Source organism: Nonomuraea sp. NPDC049758, from assembly GCF_040674635.1.
GTDB lineage: Bacteria > Actinomycetota > Actinomycetes > Streptosporangiales > Streptosporangiaceae > Nonomuraea.
In genome coordinates, this window is record NZ_JBFAMZ010000027.1 from 19,744 (window position 1) to 35,898 (window position 16,155).

A 16,155-nucleotide genomic window follows, 5' to 3' on the forward strand; every position below is an offset into this window, starting at 1 on the left:
CCGAGTTCACCGCCCGGCTCGCGTACTACTGCTGGCCCGGGAGAACTGCCCTTACCGGCGCAGCACGAATCGGGCGCGTAGGGCAGGGGATGCCTGCTCTGCGCGCCCGATTCGTGCGGTGGCGGGTTATTTGCGGTTGTAGAGGCGCATGGTGAGGGTGCCGAAGATCGCGATGAGGAGGACGGACGCGATCAGGACCCAGGTCAGTTCGCCCACGTCCGGGGTGCCCGCCATCAGCGAGCGGACAGCGGCCACCAGGCGGGTGATCGGGTTGACGTTGACGAAGATCTGCAGCCAGCCGGGCATCGTGGCCGGGTCGACGTACACGTTGCTGAGGAAGGTCAGCGGGAACAGGACGAGCATGCTCACGCCCATCACCGACTTCTCGCTCCGCATGAGCAGGCCGAACATCGTCCACACCCACGAGAAGGCGAAGGAGAAGCCGAGCAGCAGCACGATCCCGGCCAGCACGCCCGTGACGCCCCCCTGCGGACGGAACCCCAAGGCCAGGCCGACGGCGAGGATGACCGTCGAGGCCAGGGTGTAACGCAGGACGTCGCCGAGCAGGTAGCCCACCATGGTCGAGGGACGCCAGATCGGCAGGGTGCGGAAGCGGTCGAACACCCCCTTCTCGATGTCCTTGTTGACCTCCACCCCGGTGTACATGGTGATCATCACGACGCTGCTGACCATGATGCCGGGCAGCAGGAACTGCAGGTAGTCGGTCGGGGAGCCGGCCAGGGCGCCGCCGAACAGGTACGTGAACATCAGCGTCATCATGAGCGGGAACGCGGTCACGTCGAACAGCTGCTCGGGCACGTGCTTGATCTTCAGGATGGCCCGCCAGCCGAACGTGACCGACGCCGACCACGCGCTCGGCCGGGGCGGCTTCACCCCGGGGGCCAGGACGGTGCCGAGCACGTCGGCGGCGGGGGAGTAGGTCGTGGCGGTCTCGGTGGTGGCGGTCATGCTGCGGCCTCCTGCGCGGTCGCGGACTCGGCGGTCCCGGTGGCGGTCCCGGTGGCGGGGTGGTCGGTCAGGGCGAGGAAGACCTCGTCCAGGCTGGGCTGGCCGAGGGAGAAGTCGTCGACGACGATCCCCGCCTCGGCCAGGCGGCCGAGCGCGCGCGAGGCCTGCTCAGCGGCGGCGGCCTCGCGGCCGTGGCCGGTGATGCGGGCGGTGAGCGACACGGGGTCGGCGTCCAGGTAGACGGGCGCGTCGAGGATCTGGGACAGCAGCCGTTCGGCTTCGGGACGGGTGCCGGGATCGCGCAGCCGCACGTGGACCGAGCCGGCGCCCACGGACGACTTGAGCTCGCCCGGCGTGCCCTCGGCGATGACCCTGCCGTGGTCGATGACCGCGATGCGGCCGGCCAGGCGGTCGGCCTCCTCCAGGTACTGGGTGGTGAGCAGCACGGTGGTGCCGTGGGCGACGACGATGCGGACGATGTCCCAGACCTGGTTGCGGCTGCGCGGGTCGAGGCCGGTCGTCGGCTCGTCGAGGAAGAGCAGGTCAGGCGTGTTGAGGATGCTGGCGGCGATGTCGATGCGCCGCCGCATGCCGCCCGAGTACGTCTTGACCTGCCGTCCCGCGGCCTCCGTCAGGCCGAACGCCTCCAGCAGCTGCGCCGCCCGCTCCCGGGCGGCCGGCTTGCGGTGGCCGAGCAGGCGGCCGAGCAGGACCAGGTTCTCGGCGCCGGTCATGTCCTCGTCGACGGAGGCGTACTGGCCGGTCAGGCTGACGCGGCCGCGTACGGCGTCGGCCTCGCGCACCACGTCGTGCCCGAACACGGTGGCCTCGCCGCCGTCCGGCCGCAGCAGCGTGGCCAGCATGCGGACGGCGGTGGTCTTGCCCGCGCCGTTGGGCCCGAGCACGCCGTAGACGGTGCCGGCCGGCACCTCCAGGTCGAGGCCGTCCACGGCGCGGTTGTCGCCGAAGACCTTGACCAGGCCGGAGGTCTGTATCGCCAGGTCTCGCATGGGTGTTCCTCTCATGAGCAGTACGGCTGGGCGCGCCGGGCGTCGCGCAACGCCCGGCCCCACCAGGTGAGCTGGTCGAGCATGGCCGCGACCGCACGCGCGCGGTCGTCGGTGTCGTACGGTTCGCCGCTTCCGGCCACGTCGTCCCCCAGCAGGTCGAGGCCGACCCAGTCGCGCATCGTCACGACGTGCAGGGCGGAGAAGACGGTACGGAGCTGCTCGACGGCGTACAGACCGGAAGATCCCGAGCCGTAGGCGACGAAACCGGCCGGCTTGGCCTGCCATTCGTCGTAGGCGTAGTCGATGGCCTGCTTGAGCGAGGCCGGGAAGCTGCGGTTGTACTCGGGGGTGACGACGGCGAAGGCGTCGGCCTCGCCGACGGCCGCGGTGAAGCGGCGCATCGAGGGGGTGCTGCGCTCCGGGTAGCGGTCGGGGAAGGCGTAGTCGGCCAGGTCGAGGAGGCTGACCGCTAGGTCGGGACGGTCGCGGGCGCGGCCGGCGAACCACTTCGCGACCGTCTCGCCCATCCGCCCGACGCGGGTGCTCGCGATGATCACCGCGAGGCGGAGCGGTGCGGCGCTCCCGCCGGCGGTGTCGTCCCTGCCCGTCATCGTCCACCTCCCTCGGCCCGTTCCGGGCTCTCACCAAGGAGGCGCGAGACGGCCGCCAGACGTCCGCCAGACGGGATCTAGCGGGACGTCAGGCGGCCGGTCTGAGCACGTAGCCGACGCCGCGCAGGGTGTGGATCATCGGACGGCGGTCCGCGTCGATCTTGCGGCGCAGGTAGGAGATGTACAGCTCGACGATGTTGCCCTGGCCGGCGAAGTCGTAGGCCCACACCCGGTCGAGGATGTGCGCCTTGCTGAGCGCGCGTCCCGGATGGCGCATGAGCAGCCGCAGCAGCTCGAACTCGGTCGGGGTGAGCCTGACCTCCTGGCCGGCCCGCCGTACCTCGCGGGTCTCCTGGTCCAGGGTGAGGTCGCCGACGGACAGGGCGTCGGCCGAGCGGCGCAGCAGGCCGTGCAGCCTGATCACGACCTCGTCCACGCCGAACGGCCGCATCACGTAGTCGTCGGCGCCCGCGCGCAGCCCGAGCGACGGGTCGGGCAGGGCGTCCGGCGCGGTCAGGAAGAGGACCGGCACGCCGGGCAGCGCGGCCCGCAGCCGGGGCAGGAGGCGGCCGCCGCCCCTGACGTCCAGGACGATCGCCCCCGGACGGAAGCCGCGCACGGCCCTGACCGCCTCGTCGCCGCCCAGGCTGCGCACGTCCCAGCGGCGCATCGCGCGGGAGAGGGACGCGCCGAGCGGGCGCTCGTCCACGACGAGGACGGCGTACGAGTCGCGCGCGGATCCGGGCGTGACGGTCGAACCGGTCGGGTGCATGCCGGAAACGATGCCGGTCGTGCATGAGGTTTGTCTGAGGACCGCTTGTGACACGCATGAGGACGCGCTTGCGGCGCGCTTGTGACGCGCTTCTGACGCGCAGGAGGGCCTGGGAACAGCGGAAGGGCCCGGCCGCAGCCGGGCCCTTCCCATCCCTTGAAGCGCGATCACCGTTCCTGCCGCTACCCGGAATGTGCGGCTTGTCACTCAGCCGAGTCGGTTCTTTGACTAGACCTCAACTATGGTTGAGGTTCTAGGCTGCCTTTCATGAGCGGAATTCTGGTGACCGGCGCGACCGGCAACGTGGGCAGGCATGTCGTCTCCTCCCTGGCGGAGGCGGGACACGAGGTGCGGGCGCTGGTCCGCGACCCGGTCCGGGTGGTGCTCCCGGACGGCGTCGAGCCCGTACGCGGCGACCTGGCCGACCCCGGCAGCCTTGAGCCCGCCCTGCGCGGCGTCGATCGGGTGTACCTGATGTGGCCCGGCATCCCCGTGGATCCCCGGGTGGTGACCACGGTGGCCGGACGGGCCGAGCAGGTCGTGTACCTGTCGGCGGACGTGCCCGACCTGGCGGACGGCGAGCCCGCCACGATCTACCACCAGGAGATCGAACGGCTGATCAGGGCGTCCGGGACGCGGTGGACGTTCGTCCGGGCCATCGACTTCGCCACGAACACGCTGGCCTGGGCCGCCCAGATCCGGCAAGGAGTGGTCCGGCTCCCGTACGGAAAGGCGGCCAGATCGCTGATCCACGAGCGGGACATCGCGGACGTCGTCGCCCACGTGCTCACCACCCCCGGCCACGACGGCGCCAAGTACGTGATCACCGGCCCCGAGTCGATCACCCAGGAGGAGCTGGCGCGGACCGTCGGCGAGGAGATCGGCCGCGAGGTGCGGTGGGAGGACCTGCCGCCGGAGATCGCCCGCGAGCAGCTGACGGCCGCCTGGGGGGATCCGGCGTTCGTCGAGGCCCGGCTCAGGGCGTGGGAGTCGTTCACGCACACCCCGGAACGCGTGACCGGCACGGTGCCGCAGCTGCTGGGCCGGCCCGCGCGCACGTTCCGCTCCTGGGCCCGCGACCACGCCCCCGACTTCCTCGCGGCCTGAAGCCCACGCCAACCGCGGCGCTCGGGGGCGCGCCGAGAGGGGGCACGCCAAGAGGGGGCGCGCCAGGAGGGGGCGCGCCAAGGGGCCGCGGCGCGCCTACGCGGTCAGGCTCACCGCCGCGACCGTCTCGCCCATGTCGTCGAGCAGGTCGGCGACCACCGGGCCGGCCTGCAGCCGCCAGGCGAGCGCCTGCAGGCCGTGTCCCGGCACCGGCACCTCCCGTCCGCCCAGCCTGACCGTCTCCACCTCGGCCGACAGCCGCAGCAGCCCGTAGGCCACCCACCGCTTCGGCCGGGGGAACCAGCGACCCGCGTTGGTGTCGAACCGCCCGTTCTCGTCGGTCAGCCCATGCTCCTTGAGCACCGAGACGCCCTGGCGGTGGGCCAGCAGGTCGTCGCTGCGCGCCGCGGACATGCTGTCGCCGGCGCGCAGTGCCCAGCGTCCGCGGCGGAACGACAGCAGCCAGACGTCCACCCAGGACAGGCCGAAGCCGTCCAGGCGGGCGAAGGCGGTCGCCGCGATCCGGTCGCCGACGTACAGGGAGGCAGGGGTGAAGCGGAAGCGTCCGCTCAGGTTGCCGGGAAGAGACCTCGGCAGCCCGTGATCGATGAGTCGCAGGCTCTCGACGGCGGGGTTGTACCCAAAATCATGAGTACGTTCCACAGGCTCACCATACACACGGACGGCCCGAATGAGACGCGCGCTTTGTTCCTGATTGGTGAATGATGATGCTCATGGACCGAATTGAAGCTTCTGACCGTCGCCGGGCCCTCGTGCTCGGGGGCGGCGGCGTGGCCGGCATCGCCTGGGCGACCGGCGTGCTGGCCGGGCTGGCCGACGAGGGCGTGGACGTACGGGACGCCGACCTGATCGTGGGCACCTCGGCCGGCTCGGCGGTCGGCGCCCAGGCCCGCAGCCGGCTGACCGTCGAGGAGCTGTTCCAGCGGCAGGTCGATCCCGCGCTGCAGGCCAGGGAGATCCCCGCGGTGTTCGACGCGGCCTCCTTCGCCGTCGCCCTCCAGGGCATCCTGACCGGCGCCCATGACCGGGACGAGCTGCACCGGCGCATCGGCGCCTGGGCGCTGGAGGCCCCCACGGTCGGCGAGCCGGAACGGCGTGCGGCGGTGGCCTCGCGGCTGCCCGAGACCGACTGGCCGGAGCGCCCGCTCGTGCTGGTCGCGCTCGACGCGGCGACCGGCGAGACCCGCCTGTTCGACCGGGCGTCCGGGGTGGGCCTGGTGGACGCGGTGACGGCCAGTTGCGCCGTGCCCGGGGTCTGGCCGCCGGTCACCATCGAGGGCCGCCGCTACGTCGACGGCGGCGTGCGGTCCAGCGACAACGCCGACCTGGCGGCGGGCTTCGAACGGGTGCTGGTGGTCTCGCCCCAGCCGCCCGGCGCCCCCGCCTCCCCCTGGACGTCGCTCGAACAGGAGGTGGCGCTGCTGCGCAAGGAGGGCTCCGCGGTCGAGGTCGTCAGCCCGGACGAGGGGGCCGTCGCGGCCATGGGCGCCAACCCGCTCGACCCCGCCGTACGGTCACCGGCGGCCCACGCCGGCCGCGAGCAGGGCCGGCGGGTGGCCGCCGTCGTCCACAGCCTGTGGATCTAGCCGGCCGCGGCGCGCTCGGCGAGCGGGCGGCGGCGCAGCGCCGGGTCGGTGAGTGACGCCGGACGCCACGCGCCGTCCGGCTGGTACATGTCCCGCCCCGGCGGGACGATCTCGTCGATCCGGTCGAGCGCGGCGTCGTCGAGGGTGAGCGCGGCGCCCTTCAACAGGTCGTCGAGCTGCGCCATCGTGCGCGGCCCGATGATCACCGAGGTGACCGCCGGGTGCGCGGCGGCGAAGGCCACGGCGAGCTGGGGGAGCGTGCAGCCGAGGTCGTCCGCCAGCTCGACCAGCTGCTCGACGGCGTCGAGCTTGGCGGCGTTCTCCGGGATCGACGGGTCGAAGCGGTGGGGGGTCAGCGCGGCCCGGCCGGTGGTCAGGTCGATGTCGCCGTTCTTGCGGTAGCGGCCGCTGAGGAAGCCGGACGCGAGCGGGCTCCAGGTCAGGACGCCCATGCCGTACCGGCGGCAGACGGGCAGCAGGTCCTTCTCGATGCCGCGGGCGAACAGCGAGTACGGCGGCTGCTCGGTCCTGAACCGGTGCAGCGCCCGCCGCTCCGAGACCTGGTGGGCCTCGACGATCTCCGCCGCCGGGAACGTCGAGCAGCCGAACGCGCGGATCTTGCCCTGCCGCACGAGGTCGGTCAGCGCCGACAACGTCTCCTCGATGTCGGTCGTGTGGTCGGGCCGGTGGATCTGGTAGAGGTCGATCCAGTCGGTGCCGAGCCGCCGGAGGCTCTGCTCGACCTCCTTCATGATCCACAAGCGCGAGTTCCCGGACCGGTTCGGGCCCTCGCCCATCCGGAAGTGCACCTTGGTGGCCAGCACGACGTCGTCGCGGCGGCCCTTCAGCGCCTTGCCGACGATCTCCTCGGACTCGCCCGCGGAGTACATGTCCGCCGTGTCCACGAAGTTGACGCCCTGGTCGAGCGCGGCGTGGATGATGCGGGCGCAGTCGTCGTGGTCGGGGTTGCCGACGGCGCCGAACATCATCGCCCCAAGGCAGTGGACGCTCACCTCGATGCCGGTGCCGCCGAGTACGCGGTAGCGCATTGTCATAGTCCGCGACTCTAGGGCCTGGAGTCCACTCCACCTCAAGGGCTCGGCGGCAGGTGTGACAGGGACGTCCAGGGGCACCGGAGGCGGATGGGGATGGTGACGGTGTCGTCCTGGCGCGAGCTGGACGACGCGATCAGCGCGGCCGGCCACACCGCAGGCCCGGCCCAGGCGCACTCGACGCTGGTCTTCCGCGGCCTGGCGAAGAGCACGTACTCGCACGTGCACAGCCTGGCGCGGCTGGCGGGCGACTACGCCACCCTAGAAACCCACTTGATACGAAATTTCAGGAAATACGCGCACAGAGCCGCCCCCGGCCCTTCCGTCTGGGACTGGCTGGCTCTCGGCCAGCACCACGGCCTGCCCACCCGCCTCCTGGACTGGACGTTCTCCCCGCTGGTCGCGCTGCACTTCGCCACGGCGTCCTGGCCCGGGGACGACGCCGTGCTGCTGGCCGTCGACTGCGCGGGCGCGCACCGCCTGCTGCCCGAGCCGCTGCGCGAGGTGCTCGACGGCGAGGGCGCGCTGCTGTTCAGCACCGAGATGCTCGCCGAACGCGCCGCCGGTCTGGCCGGCTTCGACGCGCTCGGCCGCGACCGCCCTTTCGTCGCCTTCTTCGAGCCGCCGTCGCTGGACCAGCGCATGGTCAACCAGTCGTCGGTGTTGTCGGCGATGTCGGGGGCGAGGTACCAACTCGACGACTGGCTGGCCGAGCATCCCGGGCTGTGGCGGGGCTGGTCGATCCCGGCCGGGGTCAAGGTCGAGATCCGGCGGCGGCTGGACCAGGCCGGGATCACCGAGCGGGTGCTGCTGCCGGGCCTCGACGGGCTGGCCGAGTGGCTGCGCCGCTACTACTCCCCGGGCAGCGTCGACGTGCCGGCCGGCGGCTCCAGCATGTCCGGGCCCGAGCGCTTCGGCCAGCAGGAGGGCCGCATGGACGACTGACCGCTCACCCGGGCAGCGTGCCGCGCACGGCGTCCTCGGTGCGGCCGATCACGGCGCGCCCGTCGTCGGCGGTGATGATCGGCCGCTGGATCAGGATCGGGTGCGCGGACAGCGCGGCGATCCAGCGCTCGCGGGCGTCCGGGTCGCGCGGCCAGGCGTCGAGGCCCAGCTCGGCCGCGACCGGCTCGCCCGTACGGGTGATGTCCCACGGCTCCAGCCCGAGCCGGGCCAGGACGGCGCGCAGCTCGTCCGGCGACGGCGGGTCCTCCAGATAGCGGCGGACCTTGTAGTCGGCCGATTCGGCGTCGAGGATCGACAGGGCCGAACGGCACTTGGAGCAGCCGGGGTTGATCCAGATTTCCATGACGCCGAGGTTCTCACGCCGGGGCGCCGGGCGCGGGTCAGCCGGCCGATGAGTCGAGCCGGGCCTGCAGGCCGTCGAGCACCCGGTCGAGGCCGTAGCCGAAGTCCTCGTCCCGGACGCGCTCCGGGTCGCCGGACCCCTTGGCCGCGTACTCCGCCCGCATCCACGGGTGGTCCTCGAACGCCTGCTCGGCGGTCGGCCGCACGGCGTCGATCCACTCCTGCTCGGTACGGCCGCTGCGGGCCAGCGTCGACAGGTACGCCGCCTCGCTGATGGCCACGCCGATCACGTACGCGAGCACGGTGTTGACCGCCCGGTCGGCCTCGCCGGGGACGAACCCGGCCGAGTGCACCAGCGCCAGCAGCTCCTCCGAGCGCCGCATCACGTTGGGCCCCAGGCTGGTGAGCCCGACCTGGCCGAGCACGGACGCCATCCACGGGTGGCGCAGGATCACCGCCCGCAGGCTGTGGGCGGATACGGCGAGCCCGTCACGCCAGCCGCCCGCCTCCTCCACGGACGGCACGCGCAGCTCGCCGTAGACCTCGTCGACGACCAGCTCGATCAGCTCGTCCTTGTTGGCGACGTGGCGGTAGAGGGAGGTCGCGCCCGCGTCGAGCCGGGTGCCGAGGCTGCGCATGCTCAGTGCCTCCAGCCCCTCTTCGTCGAGCAGCTGGACGGCCTCGGACACGATCCGGTCGAGGCTGAGCGCCGGCCGCTCCCGCTGCCGGCGCTGACGGACCCAGACCGAGGGGACAGGCGGCTGCGATGCTGGCATGACCCGAGCCTAGCGCACAGTGTACGCATCCGCGAACACCCGGTTGCGTACATCTCTTTCGTATGCGTACAGTGTGCGCATTCCGAGAGCGACGTACGCAAGTCGAGGGGGAGAGACCCATGAACCGCCGCTGGTGGATCCTGGTGGTGTTGTGCCTCAGCACATTGGTGCTGGTCGTGGACAACATGGTGCTGACGGTGGCGGTCCCGCCCCTGGCGGCCGACCTGGGCGCCGACGCCCAGGACCTGCAATGGATCCTCGACTCCTACATCCTGGTCTTCGCCGGCCTGCTGCTGACCGCCGGCAGCCTGTCCGACCGCTACGGCCGGCGCCGGGTGATGATCATCGGCCTGGCCCTCTTCGGCGCCGCGTCCCTGCTGGCCGCCTACGCGGCCGATCCGGCGCAGCTCGTGGCGGCCCGCGCCGCGATGGGCGTCGGCGGCGCGCTGATCATGCCGAGCACGCTGTCGATCCTGATCACCGTGTTCGACGAGGCCGAGCGCCGCAAGGCGATGGCCGTCTGGAGCGCGGTGGCCATGATCGGCATGATCGGCGGCCCGGTCCTGGGCGGCGCGCTGATCGCCTGGTTCTGGTGGGGCGCGGTGTTCCTGATCAACGTGCCGGTCGCGCTGCTCGCCATCGTCGCCTCCCTGCTGCTCATGCCCGAGTCGAAGGGCCCCTGGACCAAGCCCGACCCGCTGGGCGTGATCCTGTCGGCGACCGGCATGTCCGCCCTGGTGTGGACGATCATCGAGCTGCCGCACGGCGTGTCCTGGCCGGCCCTGGCCCTCACCGTGCTCTCCCTGGCCGGCTTCGTGATCTGGGAGCTGCGCACGCCGCACCCGATGGTCCCGCTCGCCCTGTTCCGCGACCGCACGTTCAGCGGCGGCAGCTTCTCCCTGACCCTCGTCCAGATCGGCAACGGCGGGCTGCTGCTCGTGCTCACCCAGTACCTGCAGTACGTGCTCGGCTACACGCCCACCGCGGCCGGGCTGGCGTTCCTGCCGATGGCGGTCGCCTCGCTGCTCTTCAACGGCCTGGGCGCGAGCCTCGGCGCCCGGCTCGGCAACCGTCCGATGATCGTCACCGGGCTGGCCGTCTGCGCCGCCGGGTTCGGCCTGCTCGCCATGGTCTCCTCCGGCAGCGGCATCCTCCTCACCGGCACGGCCCTGTTCGTGATGGGCGCGGGCGGCGGCCTGGCGATGCCCGCGGCCATCGCCGCGCTGATGGGCACCATCCCGCCCGAGCACGCCGGCGTCGGCTCGGCGCTCAACGACACCATCCAGCAGGCGGGCGCGGCGCTCGGCGTGGCCGTCCTCGGCAGCGTCCTGGCCGGGGCCTACACGCGGGGGATGCCGGCGGGCGCGCCCGAGGCGGCCCGGCGCTCGATCGGCGACGCGCTCGCCCTCGGCGACGCCGGTCTGGCCCAGGTGGCCCGCGAGGCGTTCACCTCGGCCATGTCGGCCGCCTTCGCGATCAGCGCGGCCGGGGTGGTCGCCGCCGCCGTCCTGGCGCTGGTCGTGATGCGCGGCGAACGCAAGCCGGCGCAGGAACCGTCCCTCACCGCGACCCACTGAAAGGAAGATCCTCATGAACGACGCCCCCGTCACGCTTCCGGTCACCCGCCCCGCGGGCTGCCCCTTCGACCCGCCCGCGGGCCTGGCGGAGCTGCGCGAGCAGGCGCCCGTCACCCCGCTGGCCTTCCCCGACGGGCACCGCGGCTGGCTGGTGACCGGCCATGCCGAGGTCAGGGCGGTGCTGGCGGACCGGCGCTTCAGCTCGCGCTACGAGTTCCTGCACCACCCGACGGCCGCGATCGGCCCGCTGCCGGCCGCCCCGCCCGGCGACCTCACCGGCCTGGACGCGCCCGAGCACACCCGCTACCGCAGGCTGCTCACCGGCAGGTTCACCGTTCGCAGGATGAACCTGCTGACCGAACGCGTGCGGCAGATCACCGCCGACCACCTGGACGCCATGGAACGCCTCGGCCCGCCCGCCGACCTGGTACGCGTCTTCGCCCAGCCCATCCCCGCGCTGATGATCTGCGAGCTGCTGGGCGTCCCGTACGCCGACCGCGACAACTTCCAGCACCACGCCGCCGCGCTGACCGGGGTGGACACCGACGAGCAGGAGCAGTTCGCCGCCTACGGCGAGCTCCAGCGGTACATGGACGGCCTGGTCCAGGCCAAGCGCGACCGGCCCGCCGACGACCTGCTCGGCGACCTGACCGCCACCGACCTCACCGACGAGGAGCTGGCCGGCGTCGGCACCTTCCTGCTGGCCGCCGGGCTCGACACCACCGCCAACATGCTCGCGCTCGGCACGTACGCGCTGCTCAGCGACCCCGTCCAGCTCGACCTGCTGCGGGCGGAGCCGGAGCGGGCGGCCCAGGCCGTGGAGGAGCTGCTGCGCCACCTCACCATCGCCCACACCGGCGTACGGGCCGCGCTGGAGGACGTCGAGCTGGCCGGCCGGCTGATCAGGGCGGGCGAGTCGGTCGTCGTGTCCCTCTCGGCCGCCAACCGCGACCCCCGCAGGTACGCCGACCCGGACCGCCTCGACCTGCGCCGCGACGCGACCGGCCACCTGTCCTTCGGCCACGGCATCCACCAGTGTCTCGGCCAGCAGCTCGCGCGGGTGGAGCTGCGCACGGCCCTTCCCGCACTCGTCACCCGCTTCCCCGGCCTGCGCCTGGCCGTCGCGCCCGAGGAGGTCCCGGTGCGCGGCGGCACCGACATCCACGGGGTGCTCAGTCTCCCCGTGCGGTGGTGACGGCACGGACTATCATCGTGATCATCCTGGCCGGGTACCACTGCGCGTCACCGAGGCGAAAGGACCGCCATGTCCGGGGAGACCAGCAGGCGAGAGCACACCGAGGTCGTCGTCATCGGAGCCGGTCCGGCGGGGCTGACCCTGGCGAGCCTGCTCCGCCAGGCCGGCGTCGAGTGCGTGGTGCTCGAACGGCAGAGCCGCCCGTACGTCGAGCAGCGCCAGCGCGCGGGCATCCTCGACCACCACGGCGCCCGCGTCTTCGAGGAGTGGGGCCTGGCCGACACCGTCCTGGCGGGCATGCCGCAGGAGACCAGGTTCGAGTTCCGCGTCGACGGCGAGCGGCGCTTCCTCGACGTCCCCGCGATCACCGAGGGCCGGACGGGCCGGCTCGTGCCGCAGCAGGTGCTCGTCGGCAGGCTGCTGGCGCGCCTCCTCGAATTCGGCGGCGACCTGCGGTTCGAGGCAGCCGAGGTGACCCCGCGCGGCGTCGGGGAGGCCGCGCCGACGGTCACCTACCGCGACGCCGGCGGCGTCACGCACGAGATCGCCTGCTCCTACGTCGCCGGCTGCGACGGCCACCACGGCGTCAGCCGGGCCGGCGTGCCCGCGCACGCCCTCACCACCTACTCCCACGACTACGGCATCGGCTGGCTGACGGTGCTCGCCGACGTCCCGCCGCCGAGCTACCCGCTCATGGCGATCACGGCCCACGGCTTCGCCGCCCACTTCCCGCGTGGCCCGCGGGCCAGCCGCTTCTACCTCCAGTGCACCCCCGACGCCACCGCCGCCGACTGGCCCGACGAGCGGATCTGGGCCCAGTTGCGGCTGCGCCTGGCCGACGACGGCCTGCCGGACGGCCCGATCGGGGAGAAGGCGTTCGTCGAGATGCGTAGCCACGTCGTCGACCCGATGCGCTACGGCCGGCTCTTCCTGGTCGGCGACGCGGCCCACATCATCACGCCCATGGGCGGCAAGGGCATGAACCTGGCGGTCGCCGACGCCGACGTGCTGGCCCGCGCGCTGCGCGCCGCCCTGCGCGAGGGCGACGAGGAGCCGCTGGCCGCCTACTCCGCCACCTGCCTGGAACGGGTGTGGCACCACCAGGAGTTCTCCCGCTGGATGACGGAGATGACCCACGAGGCCGGCGACGAGACGCTGGCCGGGCCGTTCCGCCGCCGGCTGGCCAGGGCGCGGCTCGACCGGCTGTTCACCTCGGGCCCGGCGGCCCGCGCCTTCGGCGACATGATGGCGGGCGGCTGACGAGTTGACTTGAACCGCGGTTCAAGTACGACGATCGTCCCCATGAGGATTCATCACCTGAACTGCGGATCCGTACGGACGATCGAAGCCACCTACGACGGCCCGCCCGCCACCCCCGCCGTGAACCACTGCCTGCTGGTGGAGACCCCGGCCGACGGGCTCGTGCTGGTCGAGACCGGCCTCGGGCTCGGCAACGTGCGCGACCCGGCCGGCACGCTGGGCGCCGACTGGGTGGCCATGGCCGAGCCCGCGCTGGAGGAGGAGGAGACCGCCGTCCGCCAGGTCGCCCGGCTCGGCTACCGCCCGGACGACGTGCGCCACGTCATCGTCACCCACCTCGACGTCGACCACTGCGGCGGGCTGCCGGACTTCCCCGGCGCGCGGGTGCACCTGCTGGCCGCCGAGCTGGAGGCGGCGCTGGCCGAGTCCCCGAGTTTCCGCTACCGCCCGGCCCACTGGGCGCACGGCCCCGACTGGGTCACCTACACCCCGGAGGCGAACGACGACTGGTTCGGCTTCGCCTCGATCAAGCCTGACGGGCTGCCCGAGGACATCAGGCTGGTCCCCCTCGGCGGGCACACCGCCGGGCACACCGGCGTCGCCGTCCGCGAGGGGGATCGCTGGCTGCTGCACTGCGGCGACGCCTACTACTACCACCGCGAGCTGCAGCCGGACCCGCATCCGCACCCGCTGATGGACGTCGTGCAGACCCGCTCGGAGGTCCATCACGACCTGCGGCTCGGCACCCAGGCCCGGCTGCGGGAGCTGGTACGGGACCACGGCGACCAGGTGAGCGTCTTCTCGGCCCACGACCCGTGGGAGCTGGCCGCCGCGGTGGCCGGTTGATCAGACGCGGTCGGCCGCGATGAGCAGGTACTGGAAGCTGCCGTTCTTGTAGGCGTCGAGGAAGGACTGCTCGATGCCCGTGGCCAGGTGGGTACGGGCGCGCAGCTCCCAGTACGGGATCGTGGCCGCCGTCAGGTCGACGACGCTGACCGGGACCAGCCGGTTGGCCGCCATCTGCTCGAAGTACGTGCTGCGGGGGTGGATGTCGCAGATGTAGTGGGCGTTGATCTGGCTGACCGCCCGGGACGGCAGGCCGTAGGCGTCGTTGTAGCAGCCGGTGACGCAGACGTACCGGCCGCCCCGGCGCAGCAGCCGGGCGTGCTCGGCGAACAGCAGGGACAGCTCGACGTACATGGTGCTCTCGTTGTTCCAGCTGGCCTGGAACGATCCAGTCTCGAAGCCGGTCTCCAGCATGTTGCGGAAGTGGAAACGCACCTTGTCGTCGACGCCGCGCTTCTTGGCCTGGTCGTTGGCGAAGGCGACCTGCGACTCGGAGATGGACACGCCGTCGACCTCGCAGCCGTACCGCATGTTGACCAGGAGGCTGCTGCCGCCGCGGCCGGAGCCGGCGTCGAGCACCCGGTGGTGGGGTTCGAGCGGGCCGAGATGGCTGAGCAGCAGGTCGGCCTGGGCGGTCTCCAGGCGGTGGAGCTCCTTGACGATGCGGTCCTCGCGGGTGTCCTCGGGGCCGTCGAGTACCGTCCAGTTCACCTCGCCGATGCCGTAGTGGTGGTGGTACAGGCCGTCGACGTCGCCCAGGCGCAGGTTGACCGGGTTCTTCTCGGCGTTCCAGTAGCTGGCGACGGAGTGCTGGTAATGGCTCGTGAGGACGGGGGACTGGGTGTTGACGGTCACCTGGGAAGAGCTCCTTTCCGGCCGGGGGCGGCCGGTCGTCATGAGTGGTAGCGGCTGCTGCTGCCGTGCCATTCGAGGCAACCGGCCATCCAGCCCTGGGCGCCGCGCAGGAATCGCTGCAGTTCCACGGAAGGAACGGCGGCGAGCTCGCGCTGGCTGGTCTCGAAGCCTTTGACGAAGTCGTTGTGCAGCGCGACGGCGCGTTCGGTGGCCTCGCGCGTGGAGCACTTCTCCTCGCCCGCGATGAGCAGGACGACGTTGGAGTCGGGCAGCTCGTCGGCCGCCTCCCGCGCGACGGAGTGGAGGTCGTTGACGATGACGCTGGCCGTGCCGGCCTGCATGAGCGCGGTGTGGAAGCGCCGGTCGTAGAACAGGTTGGCGGGCAGCTCGTAGGCGGCGACGACGTCGATGAGGGTCATGGAGGTGTAGAAGCTGTCGTGCTGCCGGGCCGCGAGGTAGCGCCAGACGGGCGGCGGGGTCTCCAGGTAGCGCCAGGCGGCGTAGGCGGTCCAGCTCACGTACATCTGGAAGGTGGTGTTGCAGGCCCGCATGACCTGCGACGGGGTGCCGTGGCGGGACAGGTGGCCGGTGGCCGAGCGCAGGGCGACCAGCACGGGGTCGGCCTCGATCGCCTCTTCGAGCTGCTCGGTGTACACGCCCGCGGGCGGGGGCGGGTCCATGGCCGACATGACGAGCGCGAGACGCGGCGGCAGCTCGGTGGGGCTCGCGCCGAGCTCGGTCTCGTCGGCGTAGTAGTCGTCGGCCGCCCACCAGGCGGTGTTCATCTGCGCCGCGATCAGCAGCAGGTCGGGGTCGTCGCTGTCGGGGTGGGCGAGCATCGCCAGCCGGCCGAACCCGGTGGCGGCGAACTCGTCCATCCGCCCGGCGTGCAGGCCCACCTTCTCGGCCCACGCCACGAGCCGCCGGTCGACCTCCGCGCCGAGCGCCGGGTCGTCGCGGACCGTCTCGGGGCAGTAGAGCGGCGGGTAGGAGCCGTCGCCCCACTCCCGCTCGACGTAGGGAACGGGCGCCGGGAGCTGCCGCGGCGCGGGGATGGGCGCGGGGGGTGGAGCTGGGGTCGGAAGGTGGAGCGCGGAGGTTCCGAGGCCGGTGGGGCCGGTCGGGAGCCGCGGGACCGCGGCGTACTGGGGCATGGCGCGCCTCTTCCCTGAGGAGGAGCAGGACATTACCGAAAGTAGTTATTCGGCTA

The 16,155-nt window shown here is 72.4% G+C and carries 16 protein-coding genes and 1 pseudogene; 7 read left to right on the top strand and 10 right to left on the bottom strand.

Features of this window, described 5'->3' with window-relative positions; translation table 11 throughout:
* Positions 1-126: 126 nt before the first annotated feature.
* The 4 genes from AB0J46_RS44705 to AB0J46_RS44720 all read right to left on the bottom strand — a co-directional run bounded on the left by AB0J46_RS44705 (position 127) and on the right by AB0J46_RS44720 (position 3,362).
* Entirely contained in the window at positions 127-969 is an 843-nt protein-coding gene (locus AB0J46_RS44705; protein WP_364341474.1) for an ABC transporter permease, read from the bottom strand.
* Positions 966-1,979, bottom strand: coding sequence for an ATP-binding cassette domain-containing protein (locus AB0J46_RS44710; protein ID WP_358296344.1), 1,014 nt, complete (start codon positions 1,977-1,979; stop codon positions 966-968). Before AB0J46_RS44710 ends, AB0J46_RS44705 begins: the two co-directional genes overlap by 4 nt.
* Before the next feature lie 11 nt (positions 1,980-1,990).
* The gene (locus AB0J46_RS44715) at positions 1,991-2,590 is read right to left on the bottom strand and encodes an NAD(P)H-dependent oxidoreductase (protein ID WP_364341476.1); all 600 of its coding nucleotides are present in this window, start codon (positions 2,588-2,590) and stop codon (positions 1,991-1,993) included.
* Between the two features lie 88 nt (positions 2,591-2,678).
* Positions 2,679-3,362 carry a response regulator transcription factor gene (locus AB0J46_RS44720; RefSeq protein WP_364341478.1) on the bottom strand — a complete coding sequence of 228 codons (684 nt, stop codon included), beginning with the start codon at positions 3,360-3,362 and terminating at the stop codon, positions 2,679-2,681.
* A gap of 267 nt (positions 3,363-3,629) precedes the next feature.
* Here AB0J46_RS44720 and AB0J46_RS44725 point away from each other — a divergent pair, with 267 nt between their 5' ends.
* Positions 3,630-4,469 (top strand): NmrA family NAD(P)-binding protein, encoded by an 840-nt coding sequence (locus AB0J46_RS44725; protein WP_364341480.1) that lies wholly within the window; start codon positions 3,630-3,632, stop codon positions 4,467-4,469.
* A 96-nt stretch (positions 4,470-4,565) separates the two neighbouring features.
* Here AB0J46_RS44725 and AB0J46_RS44730 read toward each other — a convergent pair whose 3' ends face one another.
* Complete coding sequence (locus tag AB0J46_RS44730) at positions 4,566-5,132, bottom strand: hypothetical protein (RefSeq protein ID WP_364341482.1); 567 nt, start codon at positions 5,130-5,132, stop codon at positions 4,566-4,568.
* 71 nt (positions 5,133-5,203) lie between these two features.
* On the opposite strand from AB0J46_RS44730, the gene AB0J46_RS44735 reads away from it, so the two are divergent.
* Complete coding sequence (locus tag AB0J46_RS44735) at positions 5,204-6,076, top strand: patatin-like phospholipase family protein (RefSeq protein ID WP_364341484.1); 873 nt, start codon at positions 5,204-5,206, stop codon at positions 6,074-6,076.
* Here the strand turns inward: AB0J46_RS44735 and AB0J46_RS44740 are convergent.
* Positions 6,073-7,131, bottom strand: a complete 1,059-nt coding sequence (locus AB0J46_RS44740; protein ID WP_364341486.1) for an aldo/keto reductase — start codon at positions 7,129-7,131, stop codon at positions 6,073-6,075. The genes AB0J46_RS44735 and AB0J46_RS44740 overlap by 4 nt on opposite strands.
* An 87-nt stretch (positions 7,132-7,218) precedes the next feature.
* On the opposite strand from AB0J46_RS44740, the gene AB0J46_RS44745 reads away from it, so the two are divergent.
* The gene (locus tag AB0J46_RS44745; RefSeq protein WP_364341488.1) at positions 7,219-8,073 is read left to right on the top strand and encodes an FRG domain-containing protein; all 855 of its coding nucleotides are present in this window, start codon (positions 7,219-7,221) and stop codon (positions 8,071-8,073) included.
* 4 nt (positions 8,074-8,077) lie between these two features.
* On the opposite strand, the gene AB0J46_RS44750 is transcribed toward AB0J46_RS44745, so the two are convergent.
* Together AB0J46_RS44750 and AB0J46_RS44755 are read right to left on the bottom strand one after the other, a co-directional pair.
* On the bottom strand, positions 8,078-8,437 hold the full coding sequence (locus AB0J46_RS44750) for an arsenate reductase family protein (RefSeq protein WP_364341490.1): 360 nt from the start codon (positions 8,435-8,437) through the stop codon (positions 8,078-8,080).
* Between the two features lie 37 nt (positions 8,438-8,474).
* A complete protein-coding gene (locus AB0J46_RS44755; protein WP_364341492.1) occupies positions 8,475-9,212 on the bottom strand; it encodes a TetR/AcrR family transcriptional regulator in 738 nt (245 codons plus the stop codon).
* Positions 9,213-9,331: 119 nt separating this feature from the next.
* On the opposite strand from AB0J46_RS44755, the gene AB0J46_RS44760 reads away from it, so the two are divergent.
* The 4 genes and pseudogenes from AB0J46_RS44760 (at position 9,332) to AB0J46_RS44775 (ending at position 14,090) form a co-directional block, all read left to right on the top strand.
* Positions 9,332-10,789 carry an MFS transporter gene (locus AB0J46_RS44760; RefSeq protein WP_364341494.1) on the top strand — a complete coding sequence of 486 codons (1,458 nt, stop codon included), beginning with the start codon at positions 9,332-9,334 and terminating at the stop codon, positions 10,787-10,789.
* A 13-nt stretch (positions 10,790-10,802) separates the two neighbouring features.
* Positions 10,803-11,984, top strand: coding sequence for a cytochrome P450 (locus AB0J46_RS44765; RefSeq protein ID WP_364341496.1), 1,182 nt, complete (start codon positions 10,803-10,805; stop codon positions 11,982-11,984).
* A gap of 42 nt (positions 11,985-12,026) precedes the next feature.
* Positions 12,027-13,244, top strand: a pseudogene (locus AB0J46_RS44770) (4-hydroxybenzoate 3-monooxygenase); the annotation flags it as partial.
* Positions 13,245-13,286: 42 nt separating this feature from the next.
* Positions 13,287-14,090, top strand: coding sequence for an MBL fold metallo-hydrolase (locus AB0J46_RS44775; protein ID WP_364341498.1), 804 nt, complete (start codon positions 13,287-13,289; stop codon positions 14,088-14,090).
* Here AB0J46_RS44775 and AB0J46_RS44780 read toward each other — a convergent pair whose 3' ends face one another.
* Together AB0J46_RS44780 and AB0J46_RS44785 are read right to left on the bottom strand one after the other, a co-directional pair.
* Positions 14,091-14,945 carry a geranyl diphosphate 2-C-methyltransferase gene (locus tag AB0J46_RS44780; RefSeq protein WP_364341500.1) on the bottom strand — a complete coding sequence of 285 codons (855 nt, stop codon included), beginning with the start codon at positions 14,943-14,945 and terminating at the stop codon, positions 14,091-14,093.
* A gap of 38 nt (positions 14,946-14,983) precedes the next feature.
* Positions 14,984-16,099, bottom strand: a complete 1,116-nt coding sequence (locus tag AB0J46_RS44785; protein ID WP_364341502.1) for a family 2 encapsulin nanocompartment cargo protein terpene cyclase — start codon at positions 16,097-16,099, stop codon at positions 14,984-14,986.
* Between the last annotated feature and the right edge of the window lie 56 nt (positions 16,100-16,155).